Origin of the sequence: Algibacter aquimarinus (genome assembly GCF_039543265.1) — a bacterium.
GTDB classification, from domain to species: Bacteria; Bacteroidota; Bacteroidia; order Flavobacteriales; family Flavobacteriaceae; genus Algibacter_B; species Algibacter_B aquimarinus.
This window is the reverse complement of sequence record NZ_BAABJK010000011.1, coordinates 98300-118628: the sequence shown is the minus strand read 5'-3', so window position 1 is coordinate 118628 and position 20329 is coordinate 98300. Positions and strand designations below refer to the sequence as shown.

At 30.9% G+C, this 20329-nt stretch carries 18 protein-coding genes; 8 read left to right on the top strand and 10 right to left on the bottom strand.

Features of this window, described 5'->3' with window-relative positions; genetic code table 11:
* Window positions 1-136: 136 nt before the first annotated feature.
* On the top strand, window positions 137-1171 hold the full coding sequence (locus ABD939_RS15150; RefSeq protein ID WP_345170322.1) for a quinone-dependent dihydroorotate dehydrogenase: 1035 nt from the start codon (window positions 137-139) through the stop codon (window positions 1169-1171).
* A 3-nt stretch (window positions 1172-1174) separates the two neighbouring features.
* On the opposite strand, the gene ABD939_RS15145 is transcribed toward ABD939_RS15150, so the two are convergent.
* A complete protein-coding gene (locus ABD939_RS15145) occupies window positions 1175-3061 on the bottom strand; it encodes a T9SS-dependent choice-of-anchor J family protein (protein WP_345170320.1) in 1887 nt (628 codons plus the stop codon).
* 178 nt (window positions 3062-3239) lie between these two features.
* Window positions 3240-4151: a spondin domain-containing protein gene (locus ABD939_RS15140; protein ID WP_345170318.1), complete on the bottom strand. Its 912-nt coding sequence runs from the start codon at window positions 4149-4151 to the stop codon at window positions 3240-3242.
* 89 nt (window positions 4152-4240) lie between these two features.
* Here ABD939_RS15140 and ABD939_RS15135 point away from each other — a divergent pair, with 89 nt between their 5' ends.
* On the top strand, window positions 4241-5104 hold the full coding sequence (locus tag ABD939_RS15135; RefSeq protein WP_345170316.1) for a hydroxymethylglutaryl-CoA lyase: 864 nt from the start codon (window positions 4241-4243) through the stop codon (window positions 5102-5104).
* Window positions 5105-5148: 44 nt separating this feature from the next.
* On the opposite strand, the gene ABD939_RS15130 is transcribed toward ABD939_RS15135, so the two are convergent.
* On the bottom strand, window positions 5149-7374 hold the full coding sequence (locus tag ABD939_RS15130) for a TonB-dependent receptor family protein (protein WP_345170314.1): 2226 nt from the start codon (window positions 7372-7374) through the stop codon (window positions 5149-5151).
* Between the two features lie 229 nt (window positions 7375-7603).
* Here ABD939_RS15130 and guaB point away from each other — a divergent pair, with 229 nt between their 5' ends.
* A complete protein-coding gene (gene guaB, locus ABD939_RS15125; RefSeq protein ID WP_345170312.1) occupies window positions 7604-9076 on the top strand; it encodes an IMP dehydrogenase in 1473 nt (490 codons plus the stop codon).
* 53 nt (window positions 9077-9129) lie between these two features.
* Here the strand turns inward: guaB and ABD939_RS15120 are convergent, their stop codons facing one another.
* The 3 genes from ABD939_RS15120 to ABD939_RS15110 all read right to left on the bottom strand — a co-directional run bounded on the left by ABD939_RS15120 (window position 9130) and on the right by ABD939_RS15110 (window position 13031).
* On the bottom strand, window positions 9130-11253 hold the full coding sequence (locus tag ABD939_RS15120) for a multiheme c-type cytochrome (RefSeq protein ID WP_345170310.1): 2124 nt from the start codon (window positions 11251-11253) through the stop codon (window positions 9130-9132).
* Window positions 11254-11642: 389 nt separating this feature from the next.
* Window positions 11643-12008 (bottom strand): fluoride efflux transporter CrcB, encoded by a 366-nt coding sequence (crcB, locus tag ABD939_RS15115; RefSeq protein ID WP_345170308.1) that lies wholly within the window; start codon window positions 12006-12008, stop codon window positions 11643-11645.
* Window positions 12009-12011: 3 nt separating this feature from the next.
* Window positions 12012-13031, bottom strand: a complete 1020-nt coding sequence (locus ABD939_RS15110; RefSeq protein WP_345170306.1) for an SRPBCC family protein — start codon at window positions 13029-13031, stop codon at window positions 12012-12014.
* Window positions 13032-13971: 940 nt separating this feature from the next.
* Between ABD939_RS15110 and ABD939_RS15100 the strand changes: the two genes are divergently transcribed.
* The gene (locus ABD939_RS15100; protein WP_345170302.1) at window positions 13972-14358 is read left to right on the top strand and encodes a pyrophosphohydrolase domain-containing protein; all 387 of its coding nucleotides are present in this window, start codon (window positions 13972-13974) and stop codon (window positions 14356-14358) included.
* Between the two features lie 47 nt (window positions 14359-14405).
* Here ABD939_RS15100 and ABD939_RS15095 read toward each other — a convergent pair whose 3' ends face one another.
* Complete coding sequence (locus tag ABD939_RS15095; RefSeq protein WP_345170300.1) at window positions 14406-15476, bottom strand: branched-chain amino acid aminotransferase; 1071 nt, start codon at window positions 15474-15476, stop codon at window positions 14406-14408.
* A gap of 93 nt (window positions 15477-15569) precedes the next feature.
* Here ABD939_RS15095 and ABD939_RS15090 point away from each other — a divergent pair, with 93 nt between their 5' ends.
* From ABD939_RS15090 to ABD939_RS15080, 3 genes are all read left to right on the top strand, one after another.
* The gene (locus ABD939_RS15090; protein WP_345170297.1) at window positions 15570-16073 is read left to right on the top strand and encodes a DUF4920 domain-containing protein; all 504 of its coding nucleotides are present in this window, start codon (window positions 15570-15572) and stop codon (window positions 16071-16073) included.
* A 1-nt stretch (window position 16074) separates the two neighbouring features.
* Entirely contained in the window at window positions 16075-16770 is a 696-nt protein-coding gene (mnmC2, locus tag ABD939_RS15085; RefSeq protein WP_345170295.1) for a tRNA (5-methylaminomethyl-2-thiouridine)(34)-methyltransferase MnmC2, read from the top strand.
* A gap of 89 nt (window positions 16771-16859) precedes the next feature.
* On the top strand, window positions 16860-17765 hold the full coding sequence (locus tag ABD939_RS15080) for a TIGR01777 family oxidoreductase (RefSeq protein WP_345170293.1): 906 nt from the start codon (window positions 16860-16862) through the stop codon (window positions 17763-17765).
* A gap of 43 nt (window positions 17766-17808) precedes the next feature.
* On the opposite strand, the gene ABD939_RS15075 is transcribed toward ABD939_RS15080, so the two are convergent.
* Genes ABD939_RS15075 through ABD939_RS15065 form a run of 3 tightly spaced genes read right to left on the bottom strand, consistent with a single transcriptional unit; the run spans window position 17809 to window position 19617 of the window.
* Entirely contained in the window at window positions 17809-18249 is a 441-nt protein-coding gene (locus tag ABD939_RS15075; protein ID WP_345170291.1) for a hypothetical protein, read from the bottom strand.
* A gap of 37 nt (window positions 18250-18286) precedes the next feature.
* Window positions 18287-19063, bottom strand: coding sequence for an anti-sigma factor domain-containing protein (locus ABD939_RS15070; protein ID WP_345170288.1), 777 nt, complete (start codon window positions 19061-19063; stop codon window positions 18287-18289).
* Window positions 19060-19617 carry an RNA polymerase sigma factor gene (locus ABD939_RS15065; RefSeq protein ID WP_345170286.1) on the bottom strand — a complete coding sequence of 186 codons (558 nt, stop codon included), beginning with the start codon at window positions 19615-19617 and terminating at the stop codon, window positions 19060-19062. Before ABD939_RS15065 ends, ABD939_RS15070 begins: the two co-directional genes overlap by 4 nt.
* Window positions 19618-19748: 131 nt before the next feature.
* Between ABD939_RS15065 and ABD939_RS15060 the strand changes: the two genes are divergently transcribed.
* Window positions 19749-20261 carry a fasciclin domain-containing protein gene (locus ABD939_RS15060; protein WP_345170284.1) on the top strand — a complete coding sequence of 171 codons (513 nt, stop codon included), beginning with the start codon at window positions 19749-19751 and terminating at the stop codon, window positions 20259-20261.
* Window positions 20262-20329 lie beyond the last annotated feature (68 nt).

Sequence of the window (20329 nt, the reverse complement as noted above, 5' to 3'; positions counted from 1 at the left end):
ATTTTATATAAATATATTTAGAGCTTGAGTGAGATAATTAAATGGCTTTTAAAGCCTAAAGTTACGATTATTGAGATTTTTATCATTTGAATTGCGCATTTTTTTATTTAGAAGTATTTTTGCATAAATAATACTGATGTACAAACTATTACTTCGCCCTTTATTTTTTAGTTTCGACCCTGAAAAAATTCATCATTTTACGTTTTCGTTAATAAAATTCAGTTCTAAAATCCCTGGTTTAACCTCTCTTTTTAGAAGTTTATATGTTGTTAATGATAAAAAACTAGAAAGACAATTATTTGGGTTAACTTTTAAAAATCCAGTTGGTTTAGCTGCTGGTTTTGATAAAAATGCGGTACTCTATAATGAACTGGCAGATTTTGGTTTCGGGTTTATAGAAATAGGAACAGTTACACCAAAAGCACAAGCAGGAAATCCTAAAAAACGTCTTTTCAGACTCAAAGACGACCAAGGTATTATTAACCGAATGGGTTTTAATAATGAAGGATTAGAAGCTGCAATTACCCAATTAAAAAAGAATAAAGGAAAACTTATTATAGGTGGAAATATAGGTAAGAACACCCAAACTAAACCTGAGAATTATACCAAGGATTACTTAAAGTGTTTTAATGCATTACATCCTTTTGTTGACTATTTTGTGTTAAATGTAAGTTGCCCTAATGTTGGAAGTCATGCCAAATTAAATGATAAAGATTATTTGGAAGAATTAATCAGCTCAGTACAAAAAGCAAATAGTAGTTTTGAAACACAAAAGCCAATTCTTTTAAAAATAGCTCCAGATTTGAATGACTTGCAATTAGATGAAATTGTTGAATTGGTTTCTGAAACCAAACTTGATGGCGTTATTGCTAGTAATACATCAACAGATAGAAAAGGTTTAAAAGCTTCTGATAAAATTTTGGAAGATATTGGAAACGGTGGTTTAAGCGGACAACCCATAAAAGAAAAGAGTACTCGAGTAATTAAATACTTATCAGAAAAGAGTGATAAAGCTTTTCCTATAATTGGAGTGGGTGGTATACATTCAGCTGAAGATGCGCTAGAAAAAATTGATGCTGGTGCAGATTTAGTACAAGTTTATACAGGCTTTATCTATGAAGGGCCTAGCCTAGTAAAAAAGATTAATAAGGCTATCTTGAATAAAAAGTAGTTACTATTTAATTATTTTTTTAGTAATTCTGGATCCTTTTTTCTCAATTGTAATTAAATACATTCCTGAGGATAAATTACTAACGTCAATCGGTCTAGTAGTTAAAGTTCCAGATTTAAACACTTGTCCTTCTAAGCTAGATATTTGAAATGTAGTTGGCTCTTTTGGTGTGTCTGTTTTAACGTAAAGCAAATTTCCTCTCATTGGATTTGGATATACTTTAACAGGCGTATCTGTAATTGATGTAGATATTGTTTTGAAAAGAATATTATCTATGGCAATATCTCCTTCCCAACTTGTGCCTCTGATTGCTCTGAAACGAATATTGATAGTTTGATTTGTAAAAGTTGATAAATCAATATTTTGAATTAAAAAATCATCTTCCTGATTTGTTTGTTGACTTCCAATAAGAGGTTCAATAACATCTAAAATATAGCCATTATCAGTTTTTACATCTACATGTAACTCTCCAATACCACTACCAAACATATGATATGAAAATTCAATTTCTGAATTTGAATAATCAACATTTATACAAGGTGAAACAAATTCTGCAACATCGCCATATTTAGCACCTGATGCTTCTGCATAAATATATGTATTAGTCACTTTGTTTCCTGAGTTTTTAAATGTTGGTCCTGTTTCTTCTGTATAAGTTTCTCCTTTATTTAACAACCAACTATATCCATTTCCTGATGCATCTTTTGCAGTCCAACCATGATCACCAAATAAAACAAGATCTTCAAAATCTTCATTTAAAACATTAAGTTCTGTTCCAACTTTTATAAAATTAGCGTATGTTTTAGTTATTGTCTTTGTTTTGGTATGAACTGTTAATGTTATATCATAAATTCCACTATTAAAAGTGTGTGTTGGGTTTTTTGTAGTGTAATCTGTAATTCCATCAGAATTCATATCCCACTCTAAACTTGTAACATTTTCGCAACTATTCTCAAAGGTAACAGTAAGTGAGTCTTCACAGGTTTGAGATACGTCCGCTGTAAAATCTGCATTAAAATCAGGACAAGACAAATAATTTTTGACGGTCTGGTAATATGCATAAATTCTAGCTAACTGTTGATCTGAAAAGAAGTTTCTACATTCCTTTCTGGAATAAGACATGATATTATTGGTATCAGGATTATATTTAGTACCGTTTGCATCTGTTTCTGCACCAGTATAATTACAATTACTATTAACGTTTGTATAGCTTAATTTTGGGTCTGCCGGAGTATCGCAAATACCGTCACCATCAGTATCGCAATTACTTCCATCAACTAGTTCTGTGGAATTAGTATCGTCAGGACCGTGAGTGTGAATTAAAGAGAAAAAATGACCTATCTCATGAGCTAAAGATGAATTATTTGTAGCACAATCATTTTTTATCATGATAAAATCGTTTCGAGAAATATTATTGCTATATCCACAAATACTTTCATTAGAAGCATTAACTATTTCATGTGTAAAGTAAATATTTATTGATCCTGGAACATTGTTAGTTTCAGTTAAATATCTTTCACTGCCTTTTTTTACATGAACTGATTCGTCATCATCAATATAATTAACTTCACCACAGATGAAAAACTCTAGATAAGCTTCGGCGTAAATACTGTTTAAATTAGAAATTGCATTTTTAACATCTGAAACGTTAATACCTTCAGAACCATCTGTATTTCTTAAAATAGTTATGTTGACGGGAACAGAATTAATAGGTGTTCTAGATGTTTTATTGGTATTGCGTTTATTTTGTAAAAAATGTTCTTCGTAGTTTTTAAGTTGAGGCCTTAAATTATTAAACAATTCGAGAGATTGAGAAGTTGTAATATTTCCACAGTTAGCAGAATCTGTATTTTGAGAAAATACATTTGTATTTATCGATAGGAAAAACATCGAAATTAGGATTAGGTAAAATCTAAAAGTAAAAAGATTCATTTGGGACGAAACATTTTTTCAAATGTATATGTAAATGAAAATTTACAGGAATATAAACGTTGAAACACCTATTTTTTCGCTAATTCAACAAATTTTGTGTTTATATTTTAATAATATCGCAATGTTTTAATAATAGTTATTTTACAATTACTTTTTTGGTTAATATTTGCCCTTTGTTTGTGGCTAGTTTTAATACGTATAAACCTTTATTTATATTTGATAGATTGATGTCTAAATTTTGCTGATTTTTCATAAAATTCATTTCACTTTTTATGAGTCTTCCCAATACATTGTATACCTCTACAGACATTAAATCTATATTTCGAATATTTGAAATTGTTATTTTACCTTCAGTTGGATTTGAAAATACATTTACACCTTCAAATATTGAGTTTTCTGTAACTCCTAAAACAGATTCTAAAGTAACGGTTAATGTTCCTATTTTGTTACCATTAAAAGGTAATCCGTTAATTAAAAATATACCTAAAGGAGGTGAACTTATAACATCTGTTGAATCATAATTTACGCCATCATCAGATCCAGAATCATATGCAAATACATCTATTGAAAAATCTGTTTTCCATCCTGTATTAGTGTCATTTCTTAAATCCAAACTATTAACTGAAATTAACCAGTCCGGACTTGGTGCAATCATAGACACTAATGTAATTAAATGATATTCTTCGGTCACTTCAATACCATTTAAATTGGCAGAGCTAATAGCGGCAAAAGGAGAAAAACCAGATTGCAACCATTGTTTAGCTTCATTTGTGCTAATAGCATTATTAACTTCATTGTTAAAAGCTGTGTTATCTCCCAATTCAGCAACGTTTTTAATTCCTAAACTTGCAACTTCTCCAGTTTTTATAAAATAATTTTCAGTTTTATGAGTGGCACCAACTAAATTAGACCAATGCGCGTTATTTGGTATAGATGTATGGTCTATTTCATTCCAAGAACTGGTAAAAGTAAAATTATATGTTGCTGTACTTTGGGCAAAAATGAGGCTGTTTATAAGAAGAAAACTAAAAAGAATAAAGGTTTTCATAAAGTAAAGATTGGTTACAACTATGTCGATTATTATATTTAAGGCTTACAAAAATTAGTAGTATTTTTACTTTTTTACAAAGGAATAGAATGTCTAAACCAATTAAAATAATTGAATGTCCCAGAGATGCTATGCAAGGTATAAAACAATTTATACCAACAGAACAAAAGGTACAATATATTCAATCGCTTTTAAGAGTTGGCTTTGATACTATTGATTTTGGTAGTTTTGTATCTCCTAAAGCAATCCCTCAAATGGCGGATACAGCGCAAGTTTTGTCTCAGTTAGATTTGAGTAAAACCACTAGCAAACTTTTAGCTATAATAGCTAATACCAGAGGCGCAAATGATGCTTGTAAGCATCATGAAATTCATTATTTGGGCTATCCGTTTTCAATTTCAGAGAATTTTCAAATGCGTAACACGCACAAAACTATAGCTCAATCTGTTATTACACTTTCTGAAATTTTAGAAATTGCTCAAAAATCAAATAAGCAGGTTGTGGTTTATATATCAATGGGTTTTGGAAATCCTTATGGGGATCCTTGGAATGTTGATATAGTAGGAGAGTGGACTGAGAAACTTGCTAATATGGGTGTAAAAATTTTATCACTTAGTGATACGGTTGGAACTTCAAGCCCTGAAAGTATTGATTATCTATTTTCTAATTTAATTCCAAAATATCCAAATATAGAATTTGGTGCACATTTACATACAACTCCAAATAGTTGGTTTGAAAAAGTAGATGCAGCTTACAATGCTGGTTGTAATCGTTTTGATGGTGCTATACAAGGATTTGGAGGATGCCCAATGGCGAAAGACGAACTTACAGGCAATATGCCTACCGAGAAGTTGTTGTCTTACTTTACTTCACAACAAAAAAATAATTTAAATGCTTTGAGTTTTGAAAGTGCTTATAATGAAGCTTCAAAGATTTTTAATCATTACAACTAAAAAAAGCCAAAGTTTTTACAATGGCTTTTTTTGTTATTTTATTATTAAAAACGTAATTCTAAACCAGCATAAGCTCCGAAAGGATGACCAGGACGTAAACCTGCAGGAACCCTTGCTACGGCATAAGTTTCATCAAGAAGGTTTATCATGTTTCCTGTAAGACTTAGGTTTTTATTTAGATGATATTTTCCTGAAAAATCAATTATGAAATTTGAAGTTATACCATTAGTATTAGTTATTGTTTCTGTGCCAGCTAGTGTTCTAAACGCACCATTAAGTCTACCATTAAGATTTAATTCGAATTTAGCATGCTCTAAAGAAACTGAGGTGTTAAATTGATGTTTTGCAATATAGGGCAACTCATCTCCCACAGTAACTTCGCCCCATAAACTATCATCGCTACCAAAACTATTTAAAAACTCTGTGTCTGTAAAAGTATAACCAAATGTAATAGGTAATGAAAAATTAGTGTTTTTTTCAAGTAAATCATAATTTAAAAGTAATTCAATTCCCTTTACAGCAACTTCACCAGCGTTAAATTGATCTAAAGAGCCAGTGCCCCCCGTTGCAGCTAAATCACTACCTAAGAGATTGCTGTAGTCGTTGTAAAAAGCAACAATTTCTCCTCTAAGTCCCTTTAAATTAAATCTACTTCCTAATTCGTAATTAATACTTTCTTCTGCTTTTTGACCTGCTTCATTCCCTGGAGGTGAAAACCCTTTATGTATACCACCATAAATAGATGTATTTGTATTTAGTTTATAATTAAAACCTATTCCAGGAATAAAAATATCTACTTTGTTTTCTCTAGATGATAGATTAATACCAGTTCTTCTAGGGTCGCTAGTTCCAAAATTATCTCTTGATAAAACTATGTTTTCGTAACGAATACCTGGTGTAAGAGTTAAATTTCTGTATTTTAATTTATAAAGTATTGAACCCGCAAAAGCACTAGCACTACTTATTCTGTTAGCATCACTTCCAGGAGCACCATTTGATGTTACATTCATTACACCGTTAATAATATTATAACCATCTTTCCATTGAAAACGGTCTTCTTCATCATAATGATAGCGTAGACCTATTTCTAAATCATGAAAAACATTTTCACCAGACCAGTGATAATCAAATTTTGTTTGTACACCTTTAGAAATATAGTCTCTGTTGTTTGCTTTAACAAGAAGAGCATCAGCGTCAGAATTTGATGTTCCGTTAACAATATCTATATAATTTGGATAATTTTCAGGATTATCTACTATTGAAGAAATTCCTACTTTATCACCATTAAAAATAACATCATTTAATTTGTACCAATTTCTTGAAAAACCATTATAGTAGGCATTTGTGGTGATTCTAAATTGTTTAGAAAAATCTATTTTATGTGTTACCATAAATTGAATATGGTCGTTAGTCATCTTGTCTTCTTGAGAACTAGCATATCTATTAAAAGGATTTGAATTGAAATCATTTTGAGTTAAGCCAAGATAAGTTTCATTAGAAACCTCGTCAGAGTATTGAAACTTAAAAGTTACAGCCTGTTTCAAAGAAGCATCAGGACTTGAGTTTAGTCTAAATTTAGCAACAAAATCGTTTTTATCAAAACCTGTATTACTTCCATCGGGTAAGTTTTTGAATCCGTCAGAATTAAAATTTAAATATTCAATGGAGTATCCAAAATTTCTTTTGCTATCACCAAGTTTAGCATGTAGTTGTCCAGTATTAAAACTTCCATAACTGGTTTGTATTGCACCTTTAAAGTTATCTGGAATTTGCGTACTAACTAAATTTATGGCACCGCCAGTTGTAAACGGACCGTATTGAATTTGGCTACTACCTTTTAATATTTCAACAGCTTGCATTCTCGCAACTGATGGAAAGTAGTAAGCTGCAGGAGCACTATAAGGAGCTGGTGCAATTAGAACACCATCTTCCATAATAGATATTTTTGCACTTCTTTCAGGAGAAGTACCACGTAAACTTATATTTGGGCGTAAACCAAAACCATCTTCTTCATAAATATTAACACCAGGGACAGTTCTTAAAAGGCGGTTGATATCAGTATAATTAAATTTTTCAATTTCTTCAGGTGAAATATAGTAAGATGAACCTGTTCTGTTTTTAGCTTCATATTTACTTCCAAAAATAACTTGAGCATTTATTAAAACTTTATCAAGCTTTTGAATTGAATCGGTTTTTATTTCTTTCTTTTGTTCTTGTGAATTTAAGATTCCAGCGATTATAAGGAATATAAAGGATATTTTTAGCTTCATTTTATTTAGACTGATTAAAAATAAGGTTTTCTTTCAGGCACAAAAATAGTAATGAATTTTACTTCTACAAAGTTTATTTAGAATAAATAAAAATAAAAATTATAAATAATTGATATAGAGTTTTTTACTAAAGTTAAGTTTTTGTTATGTAATTAATATTCTGTGTTAATTCTCATTTGGTACGTAAAAAAACCTTAAATTTGCACGCAATTATAACTGTAATTGCAACATGACTGCACACGAAAATAAAATTTTAGGAGAAGGATTAACTTACGACGACGTCCTTCTAGTTCCAGCCTTTTCAGAAGTACTCCCAAGAGAAGTAAATATTCAAACAAAATTTACACGTAACATTACTATTAATGTACCGGTTATATCTGCTGCTATGGATACAGTTACTGAAAGCAAAATGGCAATAGCCATGGCGCAAGAAGGAGGTATTGGTGTGTTGCATAAAAACATGTCTATAGAAGCTCAAGCGCAAAAAGTAAAAAAAGTAAAGCGTGCTGAAAGTGGTATGATAATAGACCCAGTAACACTTCCACTAAAAGCTAAAGTAAAACATGCCAAAAAATATATGGCTGAATACAGTATTGGTGGAATTCCTATAGTAGATGATGAAGGTATTTTGAAAGGTATAGTAACCAATAGGGATTTACGGTTTGAGCATGATAATAAGCGACCAATAACAGAAGTAATGACTAGCGAAAATTTAGTTACAGCATCTGTTGGAACTTCTTTACAAGATGCTGAATTAATTTTACAAGAGCATAAAATAGAAAAATTACTGATAGTTGATGATAATTTTAAACTATCAGGATTAATAACCTTTAGAGACATAACTAAATTAAGTCAAAAACCTAATGCTAATAAAGATAGATACGGTCGTTTGCGTGTTGCTGCAGCTATTGGTGTAACTGGTGATGCTGTTGAAAGGGCAGAAGCTCTAGTAAAATCAGGAGTTGATGCTGTAGTTATTGATACTGCGCATGGTCATACTAAAGGAGTAGTTAGCGTACTTAAGGAAATAAAAGCTCAGTTTCCAGAATTAGAAGTAATTGTTGGAAATATTGCAACCGGCGCAGCTGCTAAATATTTGGTAGAAGCTGGCGCAGATGCAGTAAAAGTTGGTATTGGTCCAGGTTCCATTTGCACAACACGTGTGGTTGCAGGTGTTGGATTTCCACAGTTTTCTGCGGTTTTAGAAGTTGCTGCCGCCATAAAAGGAACAGGAGTTCCGGTTATTGCAGATGGTGGTATTCGTTACACAGGAGATATTCCAAAAGCTATTGCAGCTGGAGCTGATACCGTAATGTTAGGTTCGCTTCTAGCAGGTACAAAAGAGTCTCCTGGAGAAACTATTATTTACGAAGGAAGAAAGTTTAAATCTTATCGCGGTATGGGGTCTGTTGAAGCTATGAAAGAAGGTAGTAAAGACCGTTATTTTCAAGATGTAGAAGATGATATTAAAAAATTAGTACCAGAAGGTATTGTTGGGCGTGTGCCTTACAAAGGTGATTTATATGAGAGTATTCATCAATTTATTGGTGGTTTACGCGCAGGTATGGGGTATTGTGGTGCTAAAGATATAGAGACTTTAAAAGAAACTGGACAGTTTGTAAAAATCACAGCGAGTGGTATTAATGAAAGTCATCCACATGATGTTACTATTACAAAGGAATCTCCTAATTATTCTAGGTAGTAATATGGTGTTTCTTTATATTTTAGTACTATAAATTAACTATAACAATATCATCACATATTTAAACTTTTGAGAATTTGTTGGTAATTTTCATTATTAGGTGACAATTTTATAAGTTTAGAGCATGTATTATATGCTGAAATATCTTGCTTCAAATTAATTTCTCCAATTAGTTTTACATAAAGTAGTCTTTCGTTGTCTGGAAAAAAATTCAGAGCTTCATTAATAATTTTTATAGATTTTTGGTTTTGTGACTCTGCCTGAAGCTTTAATGCGTAATTATAAAAAGCTCTAATATTTACAGGTTTTTTATAACAAGCTTCACTAAGGTATTTTAAAGCATTTTTTGCATCTCCAATTTCATTATAAAGAAGTCCAAGCATATAGTAAGAATTACTGTATTCAGGTTCGAGTTCAATAACTTTTAAATACAAGTTTTTAGCTTCTTCTATTTGACCTTGTTTATAAACTAATATGGCTAGATTCATTCTAGACATATTGTAGCGGTTATCTATTTCTAAAGATTTTCTATAAGCTTGAATGGCTAAATCTATATGCCCTTTATGTTCATGGTATATTGCAATTTGATGTTGGCCTGTTGCAAAATCGGCACTTATTTCCAGTTCATCCAAATATTCTTTTTCTGCTTTTTCAAAAGAGCTATTTCCACTCATATTGGCTCCCATATTATTAAAGAATTTTACTGCAGATATTCTTACTAACCTAACGGAGTCTCTTAATAGAGGTTCAATACTTGCAAAATGACTTTTACTATTAAATTTTTCGAAAGCACGAATAGCTTCATTTCTTACAAGAATAGAGGGGTCGTTCAAAAATTTTCTAATATCATTTATTTCTTTTGGAGATAATTGGTGATTTGTATATTTATATAGAGCAGTCGCTCTAGTAATTTCTGGGAATGTGCTTTGAGAAAGTAAAGTATATAAAGCAATTTGTTCTCCGTGATAACCAGCTAAAAGATAATTTGAAAAATGATCTGGTCGTTTGGTTCCATATTTGGAATTTATAAATTTACTAGCCCACTCAGGAGTTTTGTCTTTATGGCATCCATTACAAGCATTTGGAGTTCCATATTTTACAGATTGATCAGGTCTAGGAATTCTAAAGCTGTGATCTCTCCTGAAATCATTTCCCATATATGTTTTACCTGTCATATGGCAATTAATACATTGAGATCCATTTGAATTGGCTTTATGATAATGATGTGATTTGCTGTTATACTTGGGTTCATGGCATTTGAGACAAAGATTATTTCCTGTTCTCTTTAACTTTAGTGAGTGTGCATCATGGCAATCCAAACAAGTAACTCCACTTTGGTACATTTTACTTTGTGTAAAAGAGCCGTATACATAATCTTCGTCTTTTATTTGTCCATCTAATTCATAAATAGGGCTAATAAGTAAACTAGGATTGTAATGATCTAAAAAATGCCCTTCATAATCGAATTTTTTTGTTATTTGAGATCTTCTAGAGTGGCATCTAGCACATTTTTCAACCAGACTTTTAGAAGCCAGGGATTTACTCATATATAACTTTGGTGCTATAGAATTTTTATTCGGGTTCTTATAAAATGATACATGGTCTCTAGCAGGACCATGACAAGCTTCACAACTTACATTAATTTCACTGTATGTTGTATTGAAATTACTGGTGGTTTGGTTAAAGTCTTTTTTAAGATTTGTAGAATGACAATCAGCACAAGCTGTATTCCACCTCATAGCACCACCAGTCCAGTTTATCCATTCATTATGAGCTAATTCCAGATGAGGTTGTAAATGAAACCATTTGTTTTTTTCAGTATCCCAAGCTGTAATTAAACATTGGTAAGCACCATTTGGAAATTTAACAATATACTGTTGTAGGGGAGTAACCCCAAAGGTGTACTCTATTTTATAATCATGATATTCACCATTTTTGTCTGCAGTATTCACATAGAATATACTGTCTTTTTTAAAGAATGTATGTTTAATACCTTTATGTTCAAAGGTTTTGTTATCAAAATTTCCTAAAATAGTTTTAGCATTTCCTATTTGCATAGCTAGTTGATGATGAGAACCATTCCAAGAATCATATTCGGATTTGTGACATTTTATACAAGCCTCTTTACCAACAAATTTTGAATTTTGGACTTTATTTTGAATATTATCTTTTGGCAAATATTTTTCCTTTTTACAGGAATAACAAGTAAATAATAACAGTATAAAAATTAGCTTTTTTAGGGAACAAAAGAAGATGCTTTTGGGAATGTTTTTTTTGAAAAAATACATTTTTTTTTGAAAGAAGATGTGTGTTTATAAAATAGAAACATAAAAATAATCTGAATTTTAAATTCAAAAACAGATTTATATCATAGATTCTTAATTTTTTTTTATTCTCTTTAAAATATTTTTCTGAAGTATTCTCAAAAACTAAATTAGCCTTAGAGAAGTTAATTATCTTAAACATTAAAAACTAAACAGTTTTATAGATTTACATTGTAAACTTTTTATTTTTGAGGTTTTAAAGCTTATTGGAATTGGATATTGTGAAGTAAAAATAAAAGCACTTATTTAACAAAATACATTCCTGCAAATACAGCTAAAAAGCCAATTACAAAACTAGCAATGGTGTAAATGGCAAAACTTGTAAAATCTCCAGATTTTAAAAAAACATGATTTTCATAGGCAAATGTTGAGAAGGTTGTAAAACCACCACAAAAGCCTGTAGCTAAAAGTAAGGTTTGGTTTTGAGAAAGAGCATCGTTTTTAGCTGCTAAACCTAAAATAATACCAATTAATAAGCTTCCTAGAATATTAGCTATAAATGTTCCGTAAGGAATACCTGTATCTGTGCTATTTAAATATTTTCCAATACCGTAACGTAAAACACTGCCAAAACCGCCGCCTAAGAAAACTAGAAGAATTTGCTTCATGTATTATTTAATTGGAATATAGATTTCAGTAATCCAGTTTGCAGGATTTGGAAAGTTACCAGGATCGTTAGTGTAAACTTCAAATGGTTTTATATCTGATTGCTCAAGGTTGCTTTTTTCTAGATGGCTCATAGCTTCTATCCAAGCTTCTGTGAGATTGGTATAATTCCCTGTTAATGTGGTTTTTAATACTTTAGTTTTAGGAATATAACCGCATAAAACTTCACTTGCGCTGTCTACATTTACTTTGTCTCTTATAGGAATTCCGTTACTCATAATTACGCTTCCATTTTCAGCATTCATTTCATTATAAATAGTTAGAGGCATTCCGTTTGCAACTATATTATTTTGCGCCATATAACTCATTATCTCACCATATTGCTTACCCATAATTTGACTAATATTGGTATTTGTTGCAGAGGTTGTTTTATACATGAAAAAACCACCGCCATATTCGGTAATGCCATTAATATTAACGCTATATACCTTCATACTTTGCTGTACAATGCTATCTAATTTTGCCAGACTACGCTCATAATGAGGGCCGATTTGTTTTTCCATACCACCCATTAAAGCTGAGAAAGCTTTAAAGTCAAAAGGGAGGTCTTTGCCAGAAATAGTCCAAGTTACATCAGTTGTACCATCTTCATTTGGGTTAAATTCCCAAGTAACATCCGAGGATGGAAAATCTGCAAATTGCATTACTTGTTTTATAGATTTGTTAGGAACAGCTTCAGTGTTTTTCATAGTACCTATACCATCTTCATCTTCCCATGAATAAGAAGCATTTACACCACTTGTTTGTTCAGGGAGTGTAAAAATCATATCAGTATCCTCCTCAGCCCAAGAAGACCAAGATTCCCAATTTTTAAAGTCAATAACATTATTATAAACTACAGCTGCAGGTGCTTTAATTGTTTTAGTTCTAGTAACTTCAAAAGAGTTTGGTTGTACTGCTATATATATAGCAAGACCAATAACAGCAATTAATAATAGGAACAGAATATACTTAAAAGCTTTCATATCTTAAAGTTTAAAAGAATTAGGTTAACCAAAGATAATCATTTTAGAATTCTGTCTATTAAATTATTACATATGTATTAGTAAAACTAAAAACTCGATACTAGATTATTAGAATTTAAAGTTATCAATAAAACTGAAGGTAATTTCGTTTTATTTTTACAAAACAGTAAAGCTAAATTATATACTAATAATCTAGTATCTATTTTATGGTCTTGCTGTCATGTGAAATCTGATAAAAAGATAAACTTTTAGACATTGAAGATTCTATTTTTAGTTGTAATACTTAGGAATTTAAATCGGGCCTATTTCATGGCTTCATAACCTTTTTGTTAGCAATTAAGATAATGAAGGTGAAATTTTTGGTGTAAGAATTACATAGCCAGAAATATATTCTGGTTAAATGGTAGAGTGTAGTAAGAATTATAATTTCCTACTGGAAGTAAACTAAATTATTGCAATTTTAAAATTTAATGAATAGATCTTGATTCAAGGATCTGTTCTTTTGTTTACACTAAAAGTTAACAAAATTAAATTCACAACAATAAGAACACTTATTATTAATAGTATTTTCATGTTTGGTCTGATATAATAACTATTAAAGAGATGAGCAATTTAATAAAAGGTTGCGTCAAATTTTAATATTTATTTATAAAACAGTTGAAATAACGTTTTTCCTACCTTACCAAAAGAATATTTCAGGTAGATGATTCATTATAAATTTAAAACAAAAACTTAATGGCAGCTATAAAAGCAATAAAACCGATAAAGGCTAATAGTACCCATATACTGCCTTTATAAAAACGTTTGTGAAGTTTCAAATCTCTTCGATATGTATAGCCAATGATTATAGAAAAGACTATAAAAAATATAATTCCAAAAATGATTTGACCTTTACTAAACATATAGTTATTTTTATGCAAATTTAAATAAAAGCAACTACATGAAGAAGAAAATAGAAGCCGTAAAAGCATTTCACACTGCATTTAAAATTGGGCATAGAGAAACACCAAAAGCAGATTTGGGATTAGCCAAAAATATGTTGCGCTACAAATTAATGCGAGAAGAAAATGATGAATATCTTGATGCTGCGAATAATAATGACTTGGTTGAGGTTGCAGATGCACTGGGAGATATGCTATATATTTTATGTGGAACAATTATAGAACATGGTATGCAGTATAAAATAGAAGAAGTGTTTGAAGAAATACAACGAAGTAATATGAGTAAATTAGGTGAGGATGGCCAGCCTATTTACAGAGAAGACGGTAAGGTTTTAAAAGGGCCAAATTACTTTAAGCCTAATATTCAAGCTATATTGGATAAATAAAAAAAGAAGCCATTAGGCTTCTTTTTTTATTTAAACATAATGTCTTTTTATTTTTCAACTTTATAACGCCATCCAAAAGGGTCTTCAGTTTTATTTGTTTGAATATCTGTAATGCGTTTCTTTAAATAACTAGCATAAGTATCTTCTAATTCTGGTAAATCAAAATCTTCATTTTTGTAACCAAAACCTGCAATAGGCGATATAACTGCAGCGGTACCAGCACCAAACATTTCTTTTAACGATCCGTTTCTTGCAGCTTCAACAACTTCAGCGACAGATATCTTTCTTACTTCAACAGGAATATTTTCAGATTTTGCTAATTCTATAATACTTTTACGTGTTATACCATCTAAAATACGGTCGCTAGTTGGTCCTGTTATTAGAGTATCGTTTATACGAACAAAAATATTCATTGCACCAGCTTCCTCTATATATTCATGTGTGTTATCATCTGTCCAGATAACTTGTTGGTAACCTTTTTCAATAGCTAATTGTGTTGGGTAAAATTGTCCTGCATAATTACCACCAGCTTTGGCAAATCCAACACCGCCATTAGCAGAACGTGAGTAAGTTTCTTCAATTAAAACTCTAACTTCTCCTGCAAAATAAGCACCAGAAGGGGCTGTACAAATTATAAATTTATAAGCATCTGCTGGAGAGGCGTGAAAACCATTTCCTGATGCAAAAACAAAGGGACGGATGTATAAAGAACTACCATCTTTTTTTGGAATCCATTCACTATCTACCTTCAACAACGTTTTTAATCCATCCATGAAATAATTTTCAGGTAGCTCAGGAATTGCCAGACGTTTGGATGAAATATTTAAACGTTTAAAATTATCTAAAGGACGAAATAACCAGATATTTTCATCATTATCTTTATAAGCTTTCATGCCTTCAAAAACAGATTGTCCGTAATGAAAAATCTTAGCAGAAGGGTCTAAACTAATTGGAGCGTAGGGCACCACTTTTGGAGTATGCCATTTACCATCTTTAAAATCACATTCTAACATATGGTCAGAAAAAACGTGTCCGAATTTCAAATCATCAAAATCTACATCATTTATTTTTGTAGTTTTTGTTTTTATAATCTCTATATCGTTGATTATAGCATTCATAGTTTAGTTATTTTATAACACAAATTTAACTAAAAACGTTTTTAAAAAAGCGGTATATTTACATAAATCGTTTAAAATTGAAAAATTTATATCATGAAGCCTATTACCTTATTAATTATCTGTGTATTACTGTTAAATTCTTGTAAAAACAAAAGTGCGGAAACTTCAGAAACAACTCAAAAGACAGAAAAAATTGCTTACGCTTCTTTTGGAGATAAGATAATTGCAGATGATGCTATTGCATCAAAATCAATGTTAGAACATTATAAAACTATGAATTTAGGTGATAGTATAAATTCTAAAATGACAGCTACAGTTAATGAAGTTTGCCAGTCTAAAGGATGTTGGATGACATTAAACCTAGAAGGCGGAAATGAAGTTATGGTTAAATTTAAAGATTATGGTTTTTTTATGCCAAAAGATATAGCTGGTAAAGAGGTAATAGTTAACGGCAAAGCTTTTGTAAACGAAGTACCTGTTGACGAACTTCGCCATTATGCTGAAGATGCTGGAAAAACAGAAGAAGAAATAGCTCAAATTACAGAGCCTAAAAGAACATATTCATTCGAAGCCGATGGTGTGCTTTTAAAGCAATAATTTGAAGCGGGAAATTGTTATTACTGGAGATGGCTCAACTACTATTCATCTACCAGATTGGGATGAGCAATATCATTCTAAACACGGTGCTATACAAGAAGCTTATCATGTATTTTTAAAACATGGATTGCATTTTTTTTGTAATGAAATAAGTCAGCTTAAGAGCCTTCAAAATACCACAAAAACTATATCAATTTTAGAGATAGGTTTTGGTACAGGGTTAAATGCTTTTATAACCTTGTTAGAAGCAGAAAAGCTTAATATTAAAATAAATTATTCTGGTGTTGAAGGGTATCCTGTTCCAATGGATGAAATAAATCAGTTGAACTATGCTAAGGAACTTGAACAACAAAAAAAGCAGTCTACTTTTATAAGTTTACATAAATGTTCTTGGGAAGACAGACATACTATTGCGTCACATTTTTTATTAAATAAACAGAAAAAAATGTTTTGTGAAATTGATGATGAAAACGAATTTGATATTATATATTTTGATGCTTTTGGAGCGAGAGTTCAACCAGAATTATGGACTGAAGCCATATTTAAAAAAATGTATGACGCACTAAAAGATAAAGGTGTTTTAGTAACCTATTCTGCAAAAGGCAGTGTACGTAGGGCTATGCAATCTGTCGGATTTCTGGTTGAGAGACTTCCTGGGCCTCCAGGAAAACGTGAAATGCTAAGAGCTTCTAAATAATTACTTTAAAACAATATGAATTGTGTTAAACCTAATATAAAAACAATATTAAGGAGCAACGTATTTCGTAAATTTACATAAAAAAGAAAATGCGTGTTTTAATTACTGGAGCTACTGGATTAATAGGAGGAGAAATAGTAAAACTTTGTCATCAAAAAAATATAGATGTAAATTACTTAACAACTAGCAAATCTAAAATTCTTCAAAAAGAAAATTACAAAGGTTTTTATTGGAATCCAAAAGCCAATGACATAGATACTGAATGTTTTGCAGATGTTGATGCAATTATACATTTAGCTGGAGCTACAGTTTCAAACCGATGGACAAAAGCATATAAAAAAGAAATTTTAAACAGTAGAAAAGATACAACAGCATTATTAATTGACACGTTAAAGGGGATGCCACATAACGTAAAACAAATAGTTTCTGCCAGTGCTATTGGTATTTATCCGGATTCACTTGTTAATTATTACGACCAATCATTTAATGAGTATAGTAATTCTTTCTTAGGGGAAGTTGTGCAGGTATGGGAAGGTGCTGTTGATGAATTTTCTAAATTGAATATTACAGTTTCAAAAATTAGAATTGGGTTGGTTTTATCAGATAAAGGTGGGGCTTTGCAAGAAATGGTTAAGCCCATAAAACTAGGAGTTGGGGCAGCTTTTGGTAGTGGAAAACAATGGCAGTCTTGGGTACATATTGAAGATTTATCAAGTCTATTTTTATATGTTTTACAGAATAATTTAAATGGTGTTTATAATGGTGTAGCTCCAAATCCTGTAAGTAACCAAGAACTAACAAAAACCATTGCAAATGTTTTGAATAAACCACTGTTTTTACCAAATATCCCAAGGTTTGTGATGAAGCTTATTTTAGGAGAAATGCATACTATTTTATTTGAAAGTCAGCGTGTGAGTTCAAAAAAAGTTGAAAGCCAAGGGTTTTATTTCAAGTATCATCATCTTGAGCCAGCTTTAGAAAATTTATTGAAATAATTAAGTTACAAGGTAGTGGCTTCTGTTTTGTAGTTTTGCGCTTTTATTTTTTAAATAATAATGATATCCAATACAAACAAATAGTTGAAAGAGCTCCAATACTAATCCCGTAAGTTAAAAACCAAAAGCACTTCATGGCAGTTTGCCCGCCTTGAAAAACTGTTTTTTCAGAAAAATTAAATGATAAGTTGCCAGCAAGTAAATATGATATAGGTACCCATAAAATGGCTAATAGTATTATCAATTTAAGAAATGACGATAGAAACTTATTAAAATTTGTTGTTGGTTTTCTTAATTCTTGAATTCCCCAAAAAATTGACATTGGTAATGATATCAAACCAACCCAAGTAATAAAAGTTCCGAGAGGAATAGTATTACTATTATTTATTGCTAGTGTTAATAATGAAGAACCAGTAGCAAAAATTATAATAGTGGAAAGAGTTATTATTAAAGAGCTAAAGAAATAGATTTTTCTTTTGTACATTTATTTATTGTTGTAATTAGCTTTAATCTATTATGATTTAAAGATAAACATTTGTAATTAATTTTGAAACCGTTGGGTGATCATTTCCACCTGCAGGCTCAATAGTAATGTTTAAAGACTCAGCATCATCAATATAATTCATAGCTAATAAATTATCTTCTTTATTAATTACACCCATATCAATCATAACACCATCAACATCTGCCCACATTTGGTAATCATGTTCAGCATCAAGCTTTGGTAATTGCGCCGTGTTTATAATTACAGATTTACTCTTGTGGTTTACATAACTAACTACTTTTGCCTCGGGAGCTAGCGCATTCCCTTTTAAAATATATTGCTCTGTATCTGGAGAATTAACAATAGATAAATATTTGGAAGCGTACTCTAAATTACTAGTTAAGGCTTTTATGTCTTCAAGAAGTAATTGATTTTGTTCTTCAACTATTTGTATTTGTGTATTAGCTTCATCTAGCTTGGTAAACATCCAAATAGAACCAATAAGCAAACAAGCAGCAATTCCTGAGGCTAAGTATAAAAATGTTTTGTATGTTTTGTTTCTTTCTAGAGGAATTATTTTAGGTTGGTTTTTCTTAATTTTTTGCAAGAGTATTTCTTTTACTTCTTTTGGTGGGTTAATAGCATTTTCAAAAGCCATTTTTTCAAAATTCGTTTCTAAAAAATCAAACTCATTTTTTAAATCAGCATCTACATTTAAAACACGTTCAACTTGTATTTGTTCCTCAGGAGTTAATTCTCCTAACAAATACAGCTCTAAAATACCGTGTTCTATTATGTACGCTTTATCCATCATTCTATCATTTCAATAAAAAATAATAACCACAACATAGATTTGTTGTAGCTAAGTTGTAATTTCTTTAAAGCTTGTTTTATGTATGATTTAAAAGTTCCTAGTGGCACATCCATCTCTTTATGTGCTTCTCTATGTGTTAAACCATTAAAATAAACAAGTTCTAATGCTCTCTGGTGGTGTTTTTCTAGTTGTTTTAAGCAACCACTTAGTTGTAAATATTCAGGGTCTATATTTATATTATCCTCTTTATTAGTATATACACTTAAATCTTCGGTTTGGATGAGGTTTTTACTTTTGCGTAAAAAATTTAGCGTTTTGTTTTTTGCAATACGGTAAGCCCAAGTATAGAACTTGCCTTTTTCTGGGTTATACTGAAGTGATTTTTCCCAAATGGTCAGAAAAGTGTCTTGTAGTAAATTTTGAGCTTCTTGCTCATCTTTACACATTCTTATTATAACACCATATAATGCTGGCGAATAACTATCGTAAAGTTCCGATAAAGCTGCTTCGTCTTTATTCTGAATTTTAGAAATAAGTAAATTATCGTTTTGCATAAGTGTTAAAAATTTCCCAAAAAACAAGTTAGCTCATCCAGAGGAAACAAACCTGTGTAAATATAAATGAAAGCACTTCAAAAGAAAAGCAAAGTGTGAATTTAGTTTAACCAAATAACAAAAAAAGTATTATGAAAAAGTTAGTATTAATTTTTACAACAGTAGTAGCCTTATCAGTAAGTCAGTTTGCAACAGCACAAAAAACAATAGTTGATGCAGCAGTAGGTAACGAAGATTTCTCAACATTAGTAGCTGCATTAAAAGCAGCAGATTTAGTAGGAGCTCTACAAGGAGATGGACCATTTACTGTATTTGCACCCAACAATGCGGCCTTTGCAAAGATAGACTCAAGTACATTGAATTCTTTATTAGAGCCAAAAAACAAAGAAGCGTTATCTAATATTTTAACGTACCATGTTGTTGCAGGTAAATTAGCTGCTAAAGATGTAGTTGCTGCATTAAAAAAGGGTAAAGGAAAAGTAGAATTGAAAGCCTTGAACGGACAAACTATTACTGTTTTACAAAAAGATGGTAAAATATGGTTGAAAGACCAAAACGCTAATTACAGTGAAATAATAGCGACAGATGTTATGGGAAGCAATGGAGTAATTCACGTAATTAACTCTGTAGTAATGCCTAAATAATTTGGGAAAATTACTGCTATGAAGAGAAAGCCTCGTTTTAGCGAGGCTTTTTTATTGATATAAGATTA

What these genes read in the sequence shown, in the direction of transcription:
- ABD939_RS15150 (WP_345170322.1), top strand. Translation starts at nt 137, where the DNA reads ATGTACAAACTATTACTTCGCCCTTTATTTTTTAGTTTCGACCCTGAA.
- ABD939_RS15145 (WP_345170320.1), bottom strand. Translation starts at nt 3,061, where the DNA reads ATGTTTTTCCTATCGATAAATACAAATGTATTTTCTCAAAATACAGAT.
- ABD939_RS15140 (WP_345170318.1), bottom strand. Translation starts at nt 4,151, where the DNA reads ATGAAAACCTTTATTCTTTTTAGTTTTCTTCTTATAAACAGCCTCATT.
- ABD939_RS15135 (WP_345170316.1), top strand. Translation starts at nt 4,241, where the DNA reads ATGTCTAAACCAATTAAAATAATTGAATGTCCCAGAGATGCTATGCAA.
- ABD939_RS15130 (WP_345170314.1), bottom strand. Translation starts at nt 7,374, where the DNA reads ATGAAGCTAAAAATATCCTTTATATTCCTTATAATCGCTGGAATCTTA.
- guaB (WP_345170312.1), top strand. Translation starts at nt 7,604, where the DNA reads ATGACTGCACACGAAAATAAAATTTTAGGAGAAGGATTAACTTACGAC.
- crcB (WP_345170308.1), bottom strand. Translation starts at nt 12,008, where the DNA reads ATGAAGCAAATTCTTCTAGTTTTCTTAGGCGGCGGTTTTGGCAGTGTT.
- ABD939_RS15110 (WP_345170306.1), bottom strand. Translation starts at nt 13,031, where the DNA reads ATGAAAGCTTTTAAGTATATTCTGTTCCTATTATTAATTGCTGTTATT.
- ABD939_RS15100 (WP_345170302.1), top strand. Translation starts at nt 13,972, where the DNA reads ATGAAGAAGAAAATAGAAGCCGTAAAAGCATTTCACACTGCATTTAAA.
- ABD939_RS15095 (WP_345170300.1), bottom strand. Translation starts at nt 15,476, where the DNA reads ATGAATGCTATAATCAACGATATAGAGATTATAAAAACAAAAACTACA.
- ABD939_RS15090 (WP_345170297.1), top strand. Translation starts at nt 15,570, where the DNA reads ATGAAGCCTATTACCTTATTAATTATCTGTGTATTACTGTTAAATTCT.
- ABD939_RS15080 (WP_345170293.1), top strand. Translation starts at nt 16,860, where the DNA reads ATGCGTGTTTTAATTACTGGAGCTACTGGATTAATAGGAGGAGAAATA.
- ABD939_RS15075 (WP_345170291.1), bottom strand. Translation starts at nt 18,249, where the DNA reads ATGTACAAAAGAAAAATCTATTTCTTTAGCTCTTTAATAATAACTCTT.
- ABD939_RS15070 (WP_345170288.1), bottom strand. Translation starts at nt 19,063, where the DNA reads ATGATGGATAAAGCGTACATAATAGAACACGGTATTTTAGAGCTGTAT.
- ABD939_RS15065 (WP_345170286.1), bottom strand. Translation starts at nt 19,617, where the DNA reads ATGCAAAACGATAATTTACTTATTTCTAAAATTCAGAATAAAGACGAA.
- ABD939_RS15060 (WP_345170284.1), top strand. Translation starts at nt 19,749, where the DNA reads ATGAAAAAGTTAGTATTAATTTTTACAACAGTAGTAGCCTTATCAGTA.